The 15004-nt window shown below is 69.8% G+C and carries 9 protein-coding genes; 7 read left to right on the plus strand and 2 right to left on the minus strand.

All coding sequences use genetic code 11. The annotated features are described in order from the left end of the window. Nucleotides 1-88 precede the first annotated feature (88 nt). From HNR07_RS01210 to HNR07_RS01225, 4 genes are all read left to right on the plus strand, one after another. Nucleotides 89-3835 (plus strand): bifunctional glycosyltransferase/CDP-glycerol:glycerophosphate glycerophosphotransferase, encoded by a 3747-nt coding sequence (locus HNR07_RS01210; RefSeq protein WP_184360803.1) that lies wholly within the window; start codon nucleotides 89-91, stop codon nucleotides 3833-3835. Between the two features lie 718 nt (nucleotides 3836-4553). After that, nucleotides 4554-4862, plus strand: a complete 309-nt coding sequence (locus HNR07_RS01215) for an antibiotic biosynthesis monooxygenase family protein (RefSeq protein WP_184360806.1) — start codon at nucleotides 4554-4556, stop codon at nucleotides 4860-4862. A 212-nt stretch (nucleotides 4863-5074) separates the two neighbouring features. Next, nucleotides 5075-6463: a glycine--tRNA ligase gene (locus HNR07_RS01220; protein ID WP_184360809.1), complete on the plus strand. Its 1389-nt coding sequence runs from the start codon at nucleotides 5075-5077 to the stop codon at nucleotides 6461-6463. 133 nt (nucleotides 6464-6596) lie between these two features. Continuing rightward, nucleotides 6597-7205 carry a LysE family translocator gene (locus HNR07_RS01225; RefSeq protein ID WP_184360812.1) on the plus strand — a complete coding sequence of 203 codons (609 nt, stop codon included), beginning with the start codon at nucleotides 6597-6599 and terminating at the stop codon, nucleotides 7203-7205. Nucleotides 7206-7225: 20 nt separating this feature from the next. Here HNR07_RS01225 and pdxR read toward each other — a convergent pair whose 3' ends face one another. After that, on the minus strand, nucleotides 7226-8626 hold the full coding sequence (pdxR, locus tag HNR07_RS01230; protein ID WP_184360815.1) for a MocR-like pyridoxine biosynthesis transcription factor PdxR: 1401 nt from the start codon (nucleotides 8624-8626) through the stop codon (nucleotides 7226-7228). A 572-nt stretch (nucleotides 8627-9198) separates the two neighbouring features. Here pdxR and HNR07_RS01235 point away from each other — a divergent pair. Both HNR07_RS01235 and HNR07_RS01240 read left to right on the plus strand, forming a co-directional pair. Further along, on the plus strand, nucleotides 9199-9573 hold the full coding sequence (locus HNR07_RS01235) for a PadR family transcriptional regulator (RefSeq protein WP_184360818.1): 375 nt from the start codon (nucleotides 9199-9201) through the stop codon (nucleotides 9571-9573). Further along, on the plus strand, nucleotides 9573-10952 hold the full coding sequence (locus tag HNR07_RS01240; protein ID WP_184360821.1) for a permease prefix domain 1-containing protein: 1380 nt from the start codon (nucleotides 9573-9575) through the stop codon (nucleotides 10950-10952). Before HNR07_RS01235 ends, HNR07_RS01240 begins: the two co-directional genes overlap by 1 nt. A 28-nt stretch (nucleotides 10953-10980) precedes the next feature. On the opposite strand, the gene trhA is transcribed toward HNR07_RS01240, so the two are convergent. Beyond that, the gene (gene trhA / locus HNR07_RS01245; RefSeq protein ID WP_184371208.1) at nucleotides 10981-11697 is read right to left on the minus strand and encodes a PAQR family membrane homeostasis protein TrhA; all 717 of its coding nucleotides are present in this window, start codon (nucleotides 11695-11697) and stop codon (nucleotides 10981-10983) included. A gap of 492 nt (nucleotides 11698-12189) precedes the next feature. Here trhA and ppdK point away from each other — a divergent pair, with 492 nt between their 5' ends. Then, on the plus strand, nucleotides 12190-14889 hold the full coding sequence (gene ppdK / locus HNR07_RS01250) for a pyruvate, phosphate dikinase (protein ID WP_184360824.1): 2700 nt from the start codon (nucleotides 12190-12192) through the stop codon (nucleotides 14887-14889). The last annotated feature ends 115 nt before the right edge of the window (nucleotides 14890-15004 follow it).

The following is a 15004-nucleotide window of genomic DNA, read 5'->3' on the forward strand; positions in this document are numbered from 1 at the left end:
TACTGGCCGTCTGATCAACGCTGACCGTCCGCACCACGGTGCCCGCACGTCGTGTAAGCGACGAACCCTCCGGAGGGTGTCAACTTCCGTGCCCGAACCCACAGTTGTCGTGACGTTCGACGTCACCGAACCACACTTGCAGAACTGCCTCGACTCCCTGGCCCGTCAACGTGACGAGACCCAGGGCGGGGACGCGGCGCCCGGCGGTGCCGCACGGCCGGACATCGAGGTCGTCCTCGTGCCGGTCCGCACCACCAACGGCGCCCCGAGACCGGTGCTCGCCGAACCCGGCTCCGCTGATCAGGGATCGAACGGAGCCAACGGGGAGAACGGGGACGAGGAGGGAACCCTCCCCGACCCCGACGCGCCCCGCCTCGAGGAGAACGACCAGGGCGACGAGGCCGTCGAGTCCGCCCGCGAGGACGGCCTGGCGACCGCCGAGGCCTTCGCTCAGGCGCCGCCCGCCGGGCTCAGCGTCACCCTGTTGTCCGGCGAACCGGCCCCGAACCACCCCGAGGCGCGTTCCCTGGGCGGCGCCGCGGCCACCGGCAGCCACCTGCTCTTCCTCACCGGCTCCGACGCGCTCACCGCCTACGCCCTGGCCTACCTGGCGCACAGCGCCGCGGACACCCGCTCGGACCTGGTCGTCGGCAACGTCTACCAGTTCAACGAACTGGGCGCCGCGCCCTCCAGGGCGCACAGGAAGTTCGGCCGCCACCGGCTGGCGGAGGACCCCCGCTCCGTGCCCGGACTGGTGGCCGACGCCACCCTGGGCAACCGGCTCTGGCGCAAGGAGTTCTGGGACTCCCTGCCCGACCTCGACGTCGCCCCGGAGGACAGCGACCTCGCCCTCGGCCGGGCCACGCTGCTCGCCCGGGCCGTCGACGTCCTGCCCGCCCCGGTCCTGCTGATGCGCGAACGCGAGAGCGCGGGCATCCCCCTGGACAGCGCGGTACTCACCCGGCGCGTCACTCTCATGCGCGAACTCTCCGCCGGGCTCACCAGCGCCGACCGCGAGCAGTGGGACCGCATCCGCCTCCAGGGCGAACTCCACCGCATGCTCCTACGGCTCGACGACGCCGACGAGCAGGTCCGCGAGACCGCTGTCGAGCTGCTGAACACCTACCTCGACGAGGTCCCCAACGCCCTCCTGCGCGGTCTCAACGTGCTGGACCGCCTGCTGCTCCACCTGGTGCGCAAACGGCGTCTGGCCGACGTGCTGGAGGTCGCGACCTTCGCCAAGAGCGTGGAGATCAAGAAGGCCACTGTCGTCCGGCAGGGGCTGGGCTACTACGTTCGCTACCCGTTCTTCGGCGCCAAGGACCCGGACAAGGCCGTGCCCCGGGAGATCTACCGCCTCGAGGACGAGATCAAGGTTCGGCAGAAGACCGAGGACATCCGCTGGGAGAACGGCCGCCTGCACATCAGCGGCCGGTTCGGCATCCGCAACCTGCGGGCCCGCAAGCGCTGGCAGCAGCACGCGATCGCCTTCGTGGTCAACACCGCCACCAAGCGCCGAGTCCGCGTCCCGGTACGCACCCGCCTGGCCGCCGAGTACCGCCTGCCCGACCTGCCCGACTCCGCCCGGCACGACTACGGCGGCTTCACCGTCGTCGTGGACCCGCGCCGCCTGCGCACCTCGGGGAGCTGGGTACCGGGCGAGTGGAAGGTCGAACTCGTGGTGTTCAACCGCAGCCTGGTGCGGCGCCGCATCGTGTCCAGTCCGGTGGCCGGGCCGCCCGAGCGCCCCGGCTACCAGAGCGTGGGCGAGGACGTGTGGATCCGCCCGCAGTGGAACAAGGACAAGCACCTGGTCATCGCGGTCGAACCGGCGCGCGTACGGGTCACCGAGCACCACTTCGACACCCGGACCGCTGCACTGTCCCTGAGCGGCGAGCTGCTGTCCGCGCCCGCGGCCGAGGCCACCGAGCTCCGGCTGGTCCGGCGCCCGGGCACGGCCCAGCTCAGCTACCCGGTCACCATCCAGGGCGGCCGCTTCGACGCCAGGATCAGGGGCGAGGAGCTCTTCGCCCGCAGCCTCAGCGAGTGCGGCGGGGTGATCCGACAGGAGGAGTGGGACGCCCACCTGGTCACCGACGACCAGCGCACCCTCCCGCTCGTTCTGCCCGAGGACGTCGAGACCACCGCCTACGACTCCGAGGGCGCCCAGCAGCAGCTGGCCGTCCAGCGCACCTCCACCGGCCACCTCAGGCTGCGCGCGGGGCGGGCCCGGCCGGTGGTCGACCGCGCCGAGTGGCAGGAGCGCCTCCTGGTCCTGGGCGGGGACTTCCCCTCCGGTGTGGACCTGAGCATCGTCGCCAAGGCGCGGGGCCGGGACGAGGAGCACGAACTCACCGTGGAGCGGTCCGGAAACCGCTTCACGGCCCGGTTCGACCCCTCCCGCGTCGCCACCCTGTCCGGTGAGCTCTCCCTGCCGACCGGCACCTACCAGCTGTGGGGCCGGGTCAGGGAGGAGACCGCCGACAAGACCGAGGGGGCGGAGGGCGCCGGTGCAACCGGCGCGGACGCTGCCAGCGTGGACGTGGGCGTGGAGTTCGACGACACCCTCATCCACGGGCTGCCGCTGGAGACCGAGAGCCCCGAGCGCGCCTACACGCTCTCCTACCAGGGGCGCGGCATCCCGGTGCTGCAGGTCGGTACCGACCTGCGCCCCGCCGAGCGCGGCACCTTCGCCCAGCGCGAGCTCCGGGAGACCTTCTACCCGGCCCAGCGGGAGAAGGAGGTCACCGAGGGCATCCTCTTCGACACCTATACCGGGCGCCAGTACTCCGACAGCCCGCAGAGCGTCTACGCCGAGCTGCGCAAGCGGGACAGGTGGGCCGACTACCCGATGTCATGGCTGGTCGCCGACGGGCAGGTCCGACTGCCCGGCGACCTCACCCCGGTCCGGCACAAGGGTGAGGAGTACTACCGGGAACTGGCCCGCAGCCGGTACCTGGTGAGCAACTCCCGCCAGCCCGCGTGGTTCCACCGACACCCGGACCAGGTGGTCGTTCAGACCTGGCACGGGTCGATGCTGAAGCGGATCGGCTTCGACGTGGAGAACATTCGCGGCAAGTCGCGCGACTACTTCGACAAGCTCGCGTGGGAGACCCGGCAGTGGGACTACCTGGTCTCGCCGAGCCCCTGGGCGACCCCGATCCTGCGCAGAGCCTTCAGGTTCGAGGGCGAGGTCCTGGAGACCGGTTACCCGCGCAACGACATCTTCTTCGCACCGGACCGCGAGGCGATCGCCGAACGCACCCGGCGCCTGCTCGGCCTGCCCGAGGGCAAGAAGGTGGTGCTGTACGCGCCCACCTGGCGGGACGACAAGTACTACACGCGCGGCAAACACAAGCTCGACCTGCACCTGGACCTGCGCCGGATGTACGAGAAGCTCGGTGACGACCACGTGCTGCTGGTGCGCCGCCACCCGCGCGTGGTGGACAGCGTCCCGATCGTGGGGGAGGGGTTCGTCTACGACGTGTCCCTGTACCCGGAGATCCAGGAGCTCTTCCTGATCACCGACGTGCTCGTGACGGACTACTCGTCGATGATGTTCGACTTCGCCAACACCGGTCGGCCCATGCTCTTCTTCACCTACGACCTGGAGAGTTACCGGGACAACCTGCGCGGGTTCTACTTCGACTTCGAGGAGACCGCGCCGGGGCCGCTGCTGACCCGCTCGGACGACGTCATCGGGGCCCTGCTGGACATCGACGAGGTCGCGGAGAAGAGCAGCGCCTCGTATCGGTCCTTCGTGGACCAGTTCTGCCCCCTGGACGACGGTCAGGCGTCGGCCAGGGTCGTGGACCGCGTCTTCGGCAAGGACTAGGCCGAGCCGGTAGCGGTCCGTCCGTGGCCGCGGGCCGTCCCCGAGCGTCATCGGGGGCGGCCCGCAAGGAAGAGGCTCGACGCCGCAGGCACGAGCGCCGCGCCACCCGCGCACCCAGGAACAGCCCCGCCAAGGCCGCTGAGTACGCCAAAGCGGCCCGGCTCGAAGCCCAAGAGGCGGCGCGGCGTAAGGATGGGGTGGAGAAGACCTCCACGATGCTGGCCCGCAGCTTCGACACCGTCCGGTTCGAGGACCTGAAGATCACGAACATGACCGCCTCCGTCAAAGGCACGGCGGAGCAGCCGGGCCAGAGGGTGCGGCGCAAGTCGGGGGTTGAACCGGGCCGTCCTGGCTCAGGGGATGGGGGCTGCTCCGTGCCCGCACCGGCCACAAAGCGCCGGGCCGCGTGGAGGACGTGCCCGTTCGCAACACCAGTCTGCGTTGCGGCGACTGTCACTGGATCGACAAGGACCCGTGTCAGAGTCAAGCCGAGTTCGTCTGTAGTCGCTGGGGTTTTTCCTGCGACGCCGACACCGGTGCTTCGAACGGCGTCGCGGCAGGGCAGGACGTCAGGCCGGCACCCTTTGGGGTGTGTGCTGCAGGGGTGATGCCGTGTTCGCGGTCAGGCTCTCGTGAACCTCAGCGATTCCCACTCTTCCTGGGTTGGTGGCTGGAGTCCCCTGCTCTTCCAGGCAGGGGAGGGTGTCAAGATGGTCCCGTGATCGTCATCACCCGATACTCCGTGCCCGAGGCCGATACCGAGGCCTTCCGAACCGACGCCGACGCCGCGGTGGAGGTCCTCTCCCAGCGTCCGGGCTTCCGATGCCACCGCATCGGACGCGCCGCCGACGAACCCACGCTGTGGACCGTGGTCACCGAATGGGACGGCGCCGGCTACTACCGACGGGCCCTGTCGAACTTCGACGTCAAGGTCACCGCGGTGCCGCTGCTCTCGCGGGCCATCGACGAGCCCACCGCGTTCGAGATCCTTGCCAGCGGCGACACCAGCGGGGACGCTCCCTCCTGACGCCGGCTCCGCGGTGCCTGCTCCGCGTACTCGGGCGGGCTCCGGCTCCGAACGAGGAGTGCGCGCCCGCCTCCGGATTGCTCTAGCCTGGTGGGAAGCGGTCGCCCGGTGCGCCACATCCGTGGCTCCGCGTGCTGACCGCTTCCCAACAGACCCGACGATGTATCGCGAACAGCGATCCACCGACCGCCAGCCGGATGGAGAGTCACCCCATGGCCGCCAAGTCAGAGGCAATGGACGCACTGGTCAACCTCGCCAAGCGCCGAGGTCTGGTCTACCCCTCCAGTGAGATCTACGGAGGTCTGCGCGCCGCCTGGGACTACGGCCCCCTTGGCGTGGAGCTGAAGAACAACGTCAAGCGCCAGTGGTGGCGGTCGATGGTGCAGGAGCGGGACGACATCGTCGGCCTGGACTCCAGCGTGATCCTGGCCCGCGAGGTCTGGGAGGCCTCCGGCCACGTCAAGGAGTTCGTGGACCCGCTCACCGAGTGCCAGTCCTGCCACAAGCGCTTCCGCGCGGACCACCTCATCGAGGCCTACGAGGAGAAGCACGGCAAGGAGCCGGAGGAGGGCCTGGCGGCCATCGCCTGCCCCAACTGCGGTTCCAAGGCCTCCTTCACCGAGCCGCGCATGTTCAACGGCCTTCTGCGCACCTACCTGGGCCCGGTCCAGGACGAGAAGGGCCTCGCCTACCTGCGGCCGGAGACGGCGCAGGGCATCTTCATCAACTACAAGAACGTCGAGCAGAGCGCCCGCCGCAAGGTTCCCTTCGGCATCGGCCAGATCGGCAAGTCGTTCCGTAACGAGATCACCCCGGGCAACTTCATCTTCCGGACCCGCGAGTTCGAGCAGATGGAGATGGAGTTCTTCTGCAAGCCCGGTACCGATGAGGAATGGCACCAGTACTGGATCGACCAGCGCCACCAGTGGTACCTGGACCTGGGCATCGCCAAGGACAACCTGCGCGTGTACGAGCACCCGCAGGAGAAGCTGTCCCACTACTCCAAGCGGACCGTGGACCTGGAGTACCGCTTCGGCTTCCAGGGCAGTGAGTGGGGCGAGCTCGAGGGCGTGGCCAACCGCACCGACTTCGACCTGCGCACGCACGCCGAGGCGTCGGGCGTCGACCTGTCGTACTTCGACCAGGAGAACAACGAGCGCTACATCCCTTACGTCATCGAGCCCGCGGCCGGTGTCGACCGGGCGGTGCTCACGTTCATGCTGGACGCGTACAACGTCGACGAGGCGCCCAACGCCAAGGGCAAGCTGGAGAAGCGCGCCGTGATGCGCCTGGACCCGCGCCTGTCCCCGGTCAAGGCCGCGGTCCTGCCGCTGTCGCGAAACGCCGACCTCTCGCCCAAGGCCCGCGACCTCGCCGCCCTGCTGCGCAAGCGCTGGAACGTGGAGTTCGACGACGCCGGCGCGATCGGCCGCCGCTACCGCCGCCAGGACGAGATCGGTACGCCGTTCTGCGTGACGGTGGACTTCGACACGCTTGAGGACAACGCGGTGACCGTGCGCGAGCGCGACACCATGTCACAGGAGCGCGTGTCGCTGGACCGCGTCGAGATGTACCTGCTGGAGCGCCTCCCCGGCTGCTGAGGCACATCGTGTGATCGGCCGTCCGCCCTGCGAGGGGCGGGCGGCCTTTCGCGTGCTCGGTTCGGTTTTGGACCAGTCAGGCAGGCCGGACTTGGGCCTTTCGTCTGGACCACCGGCGTACAAGGGTGGGGGTGTGACCACCGAATTCCTTCTGACGTCCGTCATCTTGACCCTCACGCCCGGACCCGGCGTGGTCTTCACCCTCGCCGCCTCGCTCTCCCGGGGCGCGAAAGCTGGGGTGGTCGCGGCGCTCGCCTGCACCCTGGGCATCGTTCCGCACATGCTGCTGGCGCTGACCGGGGCCGCCGCGGTCCTGGCGGCCAGCCCCGCGGCCTTTGAGACGATCCGCTGGCTGGGTGTGGCCTACCTGCTGTACATGGCCTGGGGCAGCTGGACCGGGACGGGCGCCCTGACCCCGTCCGGCGGCGGCGAGGCTCCCTCGTACCGGGCGACCGTCACCAGCGCCCTGCTGGTGAACCTGCTCAACCCCAAACTCTCGCTGTTCTTCTTCGCCTTCCTGCCGCTGTTCGTGGACTCGAACGCGCCGGGGGCGCTCTGGCGCATGGCTCTGCTGAGCGCCCTGTTCATGGCGGTCACCCTGGTGATCTTCGTGGGTTACGGGCTGTGCGCGGCGCTGCTGAGCGAGCACGTGGTCACCCGTCCGGCGGTGATGGCCGTGCTCGGCCGGGTCTTCGCGGTGTCCTTCGTGGCGATGGCCGCGCATCTGGCCCTGGTGGTCTGAGCACGCCGGCGCGGGTGAGCTCAGGAGCGCTTGACGAGCCCGCCCAGGACGGCGATCGCCGAGGCCAGCCGGGCGGGCGGGTGCGTGCCGTAGGAGACGACCACTCCGGGCGGGCCCGGGGCCGCGCGCATCGACGACAGCGGTTCCACCCTGATCCCCTCGTGGCGGGCGCGGGCGGCCAGTTCCGCGTCGTCTACGTGCCCGGGGAGCAGCACCAGCAGGTGGATCCCGGCGGCCACGCCCTCCACCACGGCGTCGGGCAGGTGCTCGGCCACCGCCCGGACGGCGGCGTCGCGGCGCCTGCGGTGCCGGGTGCGCATCGTGCGCAGGTGCCGCTCCAACGCCCCGGAGCGCAGCAGTTCGGCCAGGGCCAGCTGGGGCAGGACGGGGGAGCCGAGATCGGTGGCCCAGCGGGCGCGCACGAGGTCCTCGTGCAGGTGGGCGGGGGCGACCAACCAGCCGATCCGGAGGCCGGGGCCGAGGGTCTTGGACAGGCTCGAGACGTGCGCGACGCGTTCGGGGTCCATCCCGTGCAGGGCGCGCACCGGGCGGCGGTCGTAGCGGTACTCGGAGTCGTAGTCGTCCTCGATGACCAGCCCGTTCCGCTCCCGTGCCCAGGCCAGGAGGGCGCGGCGGCGGGCGGGGGAGAGGACCACCCCGGTGGGGAACTGGTGCGCGGGCGTGGTGAGTACCGTCGCGGTGCCGGTCGCGGCGAGCTCGGCCACGACCAGGCCCTCCCGGTCGACAGGGACCGGGACGAGCCCGGCCATCCAGTGGTCGAGGATGCGCCGGTTGCCCTCGGCCCCGGGATCCTCGACCGCCACCGTGCCGAGCCCCCGGTCGAGCAGGACCCGCGCCAGCAGGCTGAGCGCTCCGGTCACCCCGCCGGTGACGATGATCCGTTCAGGGGAGGCGAGCACGCCACGGCTGCGTGCCAGCCAGGAGGAGAGTTCAGTGCGCAGTTCGTACGAGCCCTGAGCCGGTGCGTAGCTGAGCGCGCGGCCGCCGGAACCGCTCAGGACGGTGTTCTCGGCCCGCAGCCAGGCGGCCCGGGGGAAGGCGGACAGGTCGGGCGTGCCGGTGGAGATGTCCAGCAGGTCCGGCTCCGCGCCCGCTTCTCCCGGGTTAGGGGAGATGGGGCCGGTGGTCGTCGCCGCAGGCGCGGGGCTCGCACTCACCACGGTGCCCCCGCCCCGGTTCGCGGTGAGCAGGCCTTCCTCGGTGAGGCGTCGGTAGGCCTCGACCACGGTGCCCCGCGCCACGCCGAGCTCCTCGGCCAGTGCCCGAGTGGGCGGCATCCGGGTCCCGGTCTCCACCCGACCCTCCCGGAGGGCGGTGCGCACCTGACTCACCAGCCAGGCCACCCGCCGTCCTCGGGGGACGTCACGGGTGTGGAGCTGGAGGAAGTTCGTGCCGCTCATCTCAACGGAGGGTGGTGGATGTTCTCGAAAACGGCCAATGGCCCTCGGGTGCCGTCGACGCTCCTTCGATACCCGGCGCAGCCTGTGCCCCGTTCGCCCCGGTGGTCGGAGTCCTGACATTCAAACACAGCCATGATGTCCATGAGCTCAAGAAACTCCTCGTCGGCTCCGAGGCCGGCGTATACGTCCAACGGGTCGGACATCCATACCGACCCCTCCCGCGGAGCGGACAGCCTCAGATCAATCTGCCGGGTGAGCCAGAGGAGCTCCGCGACGATGAGTTGACGGGACCCGAGGCAGCGGTCGCGCGTGGAGACGACGCAGCGAGGCGGCCGGACCCGGGGGGATGTGGTTTCCGACCGCCTCTTCGGTTTCCCCGGCCGCACACGGCCTGAGAACCGGTTCTCAACCTAGCGCCAGGCCTGCGGCGATGTGGGGGAGTTTCGTCCCCCTTGTCCTGCCGCGTGAGTAAATCGTGACGCCCTGGAACGAAGAGTCCTCCTTGCGTAGATGGTCTATGCCTAGAGCTGCTAGGGTTCATAACCCTAGAACACCTAGGTATGAGGAAGCGCATGCACATAGACAAGGACCTGGTCGCCGCGTCGGCGACCCCGTTGGTCCTGGGGATCCTGGCCGAGGGGGAGTCCTACGGCTACGCGATCGTCAAGCGGGTCAACGAACTCTCCGGCGGCCGGATGCAGTGGACGGACGGCATGCTCTACCCGCTCTTGCACCGGCTGGAGCGCAACGGGCTGGTCAGGGCGTCCTGGGGCAGGTCGGAGGTGGGCCGCCGCCGCAAGCACTACGCCATCACGGGGGCCGGGCTGGAGGCGCTGGTCGAGCGGCGTGAGCAGTGGCAGGTGGTCGCCGAGGCACTGCGGCAGGTCTGGGAGGCGGCGCATCCGCCGTTTGCGGGCGGGGCCGAGCCGGCGGGAGGGTTCGCCTGATGAGCGGTTCTGCCGCCGGGAACGTCCTGGAGGAGCAGATCGACCAGTGGCGCGGTTTCGTGAGCCGCCGCCCGGCCATCTCCCCGTCGGACGTGGAGGAGATGGAGGACCACCTTCGCGAACAGATCGCCGACCTGGAGTCGGGCGGTCTGGACGGTGAGGAGGCCTTCCTGGTCGCGGTCAAGCGCATGGGCAGTCTGGACGCGGTCTCGCGTGAGTTCGCGCGAGAGCACTCCCGCCGGCTCTGGAAACAGCTGGTCCTGGTCCCCGACGCCGAGGACGAACCCGGCCCCTCGCGTTGGCGCGGGCTCGGGGTGATGCTGGCCTTCGCGCTCGCCGCGGGCGTGGCGGTCAAGCTCCTGACCGGCGCGGTCGACGACGAGATGGCCATCGCCCGCAACCTCCCCTTCGCGGTGCTGCCCTTCCTGGCGGGCTGGTTCGCCTGGAAGCACCGCGCGCCCTGGCGAGTGTGCGCGGTGACGGCCGTGCTCGCCACTGTCCCGGTCCTGGCGGTGAACCTCTACCCCTTCGATATGACCCCCGGCCCGTATCCGATGCCCGGGATGACCGCCGTGCTCGCGATGACGCACGCGCCGGTCCTGCTGTGGCTGCTCGCCGGTGTGCTGCACACGGGTGGGCGGTGGCGCTCCCACGAGCGCCGGATGGACTACGTGCGGTTCACCGGTGAGCTGGTGATGTACCTGGCGCTGATCACCTTGGGTTCGCTGGTATTGCTCGGTCTCACCATCGCGGTGCTCTCCCTGGTCGGCGTCTACCTCGATGCCTTCCTGGGCGACTGGCTGCTTCCGTTCGGCATGCCCGGGGCGCTGTTGGTGTCCGCGTGGCTGGTGGAGGCCAAGAAGAGCGTGGTGGAGAACATCGCGCCCGTGCTGACCAGGGTCTTCACCCCGCTGGCGCTGCTGATGCTGGTCGCCGACCTGGTGGCCATGCTGGTGAACGGCCCGCTGACGACTGTGGACCGCGAGCTGCTCATCATCATGGACGCGGTCCTGGTGCTGGTCCTGTTCCTGCTGCTGTACTCGATCTCGGCCCGGGATCCGCTGGTTCCGCCCGGGGTCTTCGACTGGCTGCAGCTCGCCCTGGTGGGTGCCGCGCTCGCGGTGAACGCGGTGGCGCTGACGGCGATGCTGAGCCGGATCGCGGAGTTCGGGTTCACCGCCAACAAGACGGCGGCGCTCGGCCTGAACCTCGTGCTGTTGGTGCACCTGGTGTGGTCGGCCTGGCTGCTGTGGGGCTTCGTGCGGCGCAGTAGGCCTTTCGCGGAGGTCGAGCGGTGGCAGACCGCCTATCTGCCGGTGTACGCGGTGTGGGCCGCGGTGGTGGTGCTGTTGTTCCCGCCGGTGTTCGCCTTCGTCTGACGCCGGAGGTCCCGCCTCCTGTTCGCATTCAGGCCGACGTGTAGACCACGAACGACACCGCGATGTAGTGGCAGACGAACGCCGCGATGGTCAGTGAATGGAAGATCTCGTGGAAGCCGAACCAGCGCGGCGCGGGGTCGGGCCGTTTGAGGCCGTAGACCACGGCGCCGACGCTGTAGAGCACGCCGCCCACGAGGATGAGGATCCAGGCGGCCGGGTGGGTGCCGTCGACCAGGTCCGGGATGAACAGGACCGCGACCCAGCCGATGGCCAGGTACAGGGCGGTGGACAGCCAGCGCGGGGAGTTCAGCCACAGGAGCTTGAACGCCACCCCGGCGATGGCCCCGCCCCAGACCAGCGCGAGCATGGCCGTGCGCAGGGTGCCCTCCAGGACGAGCAGGATGAACGGCGTGTAGGTGCCGGCGATGATCAGGTAGATGTTCGAGTGGTCCATGCGGCGCAGGACTTTCTGCGCGCGCGGTGACCAGCGGCCCACGTGGTAGACGGCCGAGGTGCTGAACAGCATCACCGCGCTGAGCGCGTACACCGCGCTGGCGATCATCGCGGGCACGGTGGGGGAGAGCACCACCAGGACGATGCCCGCCGCCAGGGCGAGCGGGGCGGTGCCCAGGTGCAGCCAGCCGCGGAGGCGGGGTTTGACGGCCTCCAGAAGATCTCCGGCGGCAGCGGCGGCCCGTTCGGGGACAGAGGCGGCGGGGCTGTCCTCGGTGCCCGCGGACCCCACGTGGGCCTCCCCGGCCTCCGCGTTCCCTGTTTCCCGGTCCTTCGACAACCTTCGCACTCCTTTGGTCCAGTGAACCCCGCTCGGTGGCGGGCCACACCGCAAAGCCTAACTTACGGATGCGTAGGTTACTTCCTGGTAATGCTGTGTCGCGCCGCACAGTCGCTTGCCGGGAGGTCTGTGCGGCGGGGGAGTGGTCGTGTTCCCGGTCTTGACTGGCGCCGTTCGCTCTTGGCCGACTGCTGGCTTGCCCTCAAGCGCCCGTGACCAGCGGTGTCGCCTGCTGCGTCACTGTCCCTGTGTCGTTTTGGCTCGTGGGGGCACGTGTGTCTGAGCTGGACCATTGGTATAGACCTTTTTAGCGGCTGTGAACAGGTGTTATGCCATAAAACGGTGGTTCATGGAGGGTTACTTTTGCGGAGTGTGGATAGAGTCGCGCCCAACAGCTGGCCGACCCGACGCCGAGTCGCCGAGAGAGAACGAGGGAGCACCCCCGTGACCAAGTACGTCTACAAGTTCACCGAGGGCAACAAGGACCTGAAGGATCTGCTCGGTGGCAAGGGGGCCAACCTCGCCGAGATGACCAACATCGGTCTTCCGGTTCCCCCCGGCTTCACCATCACGACCGAGGCGTGCCGTCACTACCTGGAGAGCGGTGCCGTTCCCGCTGGCCTGGACGCCGAGATCGAGGCCAACCTCAGGGACCTCGAGAAGTCCATGGGGCGCAGGCTCGGCCAGCCGGATGATCCGCTCCTGGTGAGCGTGCGTTCGGGTGCCAGATTCTCCATGCCCGGCATGATGGAGACGGTCCTCAACATCGGTCTCAACGACGAGTCCGTCGTCGGCCTGGCCACCCAGGGTGGTGACGAGCGCTTCGCCTGGGACTCCTACCGGCGCCTCATCCAGATGTTCGGCAAGACCGTGCAGGACATCGACGGCGAGCTCTTCGAGGACGTCATCGACGAGCTCAAGGCCGCCAAGGGCGTCACCAACGACCTGGACCTGGACGCCGACGACTTCCGCCAGCTCGTGGCCCGGTTCAAGGAGATCGTCGCCGAGCAGACCGGCAAGCCCTTCCCGACCGACCCGCGCGAGCAGATGACCCTCGCCGTCCAGGCGGTCTTCGACTCCTGGAACGCGCCCCGCGCCGTCCTGTACCGACGCCAGGAGCGCATCCCCGCCGACCTGGGCACCGCCGTCAACATCTGCTCCATGGTCTTCGGCAACCTCGGCATGGATTCGGGCACCGGCGTCGCCTTCACCCGTGACCCCGCCTCCGGCCAGCCCGGTGTCTACGGCGACTACCTCCAGAACGCGCAGGGCGAGGACGTGGTGGCGGGCATCCGCAACACCGTTCCCCTCGCGGACCTGGAGAAGATCGACGCCCGCAGCTACGAGCAGCTCATGGGCATCATGGACACGCTCGAGAACCACTACCGCGACCTGTGCGACATCGAGTTCACCATCGAGCGCGGCAAGCTGTGGATGCTGCAGACCCGCGTGGGCAAGCGCACCGCCGCGGCCGCCTTCCGCATCGCCGACCAGCTCGTCGACCAGGGCATGATCACCCTCGACGAAGCGGTCCAGCGCGTCACCGGCGACCAGCTCGCCCAGCTGATGTTCCCGCGCTTCGACGACGTCGCCGCCGCCGGGGACGGCGTCCACCGCCTGGGCCGCGGCATGAACGCCTCGCCCGGAGCCGCGGTGGGCAAGGCCGTCTTCGACTCCTACACCGCCGTCAAGTGGTCGCGCAGCGGCGAGAAGGTCATCCTCTGCCGCCGCGAGACCAACCCCGACGACCTCGAGGGCATGATCGCCGCCGAGGGCATCCTCACCAGCCGCGGCGGCAAGACCTCGCACGCCGCCGTCGTCGCCCGCGGCATGGGCAAGACCTGCGTCTGCGGTGCGGAAGAGCTCGACATCGACACCAAGAACCGGCGTATGACGGCGCCGGGCGGCGAGGTGGTCGAGGAGGGCGACGTCATCGCCATCGACGGCACCAGCGGCCAGGTCTACCTCGGCGAGGTACCGGTCGTGGATTCCCCGGTGGTCCGCTACTTCGAGGGCGAGATCGACCCCGCCTCCGACCAGGCCGACGACCTGGTGCGTTCGGTGGACCGGCTCATGCACTACGTGGACGCCGCCCGCCGCATGTACGTGCGCGCCAACGCCGACACCCCCGAGGACGCGGCCCGCGCCCGCCGCATGGGCGCCCAGGGCATCGGCCTGTGCCGCACCGAGCACATGTTCCTCGGCGACCGCCGCCAGCTGGTCGAGCGCCTCATCCTGGCCGACACCCCCGACGAGCAGCAGGAGTCCCTGGACGCCCTGCTGCCGCTCCAGCGCGCGGACTTCAACGGCATCCTCGACGCCATGGACGGCCTGCCCGTCACCGTCCGCCTGCTCGACCCGCCGCTGCACGAGTTCCTGCCCGACATCACCGAGCTGTCGGTGCGCGTGGCGGTGGCCGAGGCCCGCGGCGAGAGCCACGAGAACGACCTGCGCGTCCTGCAGGCCGTACACAAGCTCCACGAGCAGAACCCGATGCTGGGCCTTCGCGGCGTGCGCCTGGGCCTGGTCGTGCCCGGCCTGTTCACCATGCAGGTCCGCGCCATCGCGCAGGCCGCGGTGGACCGGATCAGGGAGGGCGGCCGCCCCCGTCCGGAGATCATGATTCCGCTGGTCGGCACCGTCCAGGAGCTGGAGATCATCCGCGACGACGCCCAGCGCGTGCTGCGCGAGGTGGGTGAGGAGAACGGCCTGGAGCTGGACTTCCCGGTCGGCACCATGATCGAGCTGCCCCGGGCCGCGCTCACCGCCGGGCAGATCGCGGAGAACGCCGAGTTCTTCTCCTTCGGCACCAATGACCTCACCCAGACCGTGTGGGGCTTCTCCCGCGACGACGTGGAGGCCTCCTTCTTCTCCGCCTACCTGGAGAAGGGCGTCTTCGGGGTGTCGCCGTTCGAGTCCCTGGACGTGGACGGCGTCGGCCGCCTGATCCGCATCGCGGTGGAGGAGGGACGCGCCGCTCGTCCGGGTATCAAGCTCGGTGTGTGCGGCGAGCACGGCGGCGACCCGGCCTCGGTGCACTTCTTCCACAAGGTGGGCCTGGACTACGTGTCCTGCTCACCCTTCCGGGTACCCGTGGCCCGTCTGGAGGCGGGCCGGGCCGCGGGGCGCTCCGCTCAGGGCTGATCCTGCCCCGGGGCCGGATCCGGAGCCGGACCGGGCCGACGTGGCGGCGTGCCCGCGACAGGCGCGCCGCCACGGGCGCTGCACGGGGCCGGGGCGACTAGAATCGGGCACCACG

Source organism: Nocardiopsis metallicus, assembly GCF_014201115.1.
Taxonomy (GTDB): Bacteria; Actinomycetota; Actinomycetes; order Streptosporangiales; family Streptosporangiaceae; genus Nocardiopsis; species Nocardiopsis metallicus.

Coding starts and splice junctions, on each gene's coding strand:
- pdxR (WP_184360815.1), bottom strand. CDS start 8,626: ATGAGCGGCACGAACTTCCTCCAGCTCCACACCCGTGACGTCCCCCGA.
- HNR07_RS01220 (WP_184360809.1), top strand. CDS start 5,075: ATGGCCGCCAAGTCAGAGGCAATGGACGCACTGGTCAACCTCGCCAAG.
- HNR07_RS01235 (WP_184360818.1), top strand. CDS start 9,199: ATGCACATAGACAAGGACCTGGTCGCCGCGTCGGCGACCCCGTTGGTC.
- HNR07_RS01240 (WP_184360821.1), top strand. CDS start 9,573: ATGAGCGGTTCTGCCGCCGGGAACGTCCTGGAGGAGCAGATCGACCAG.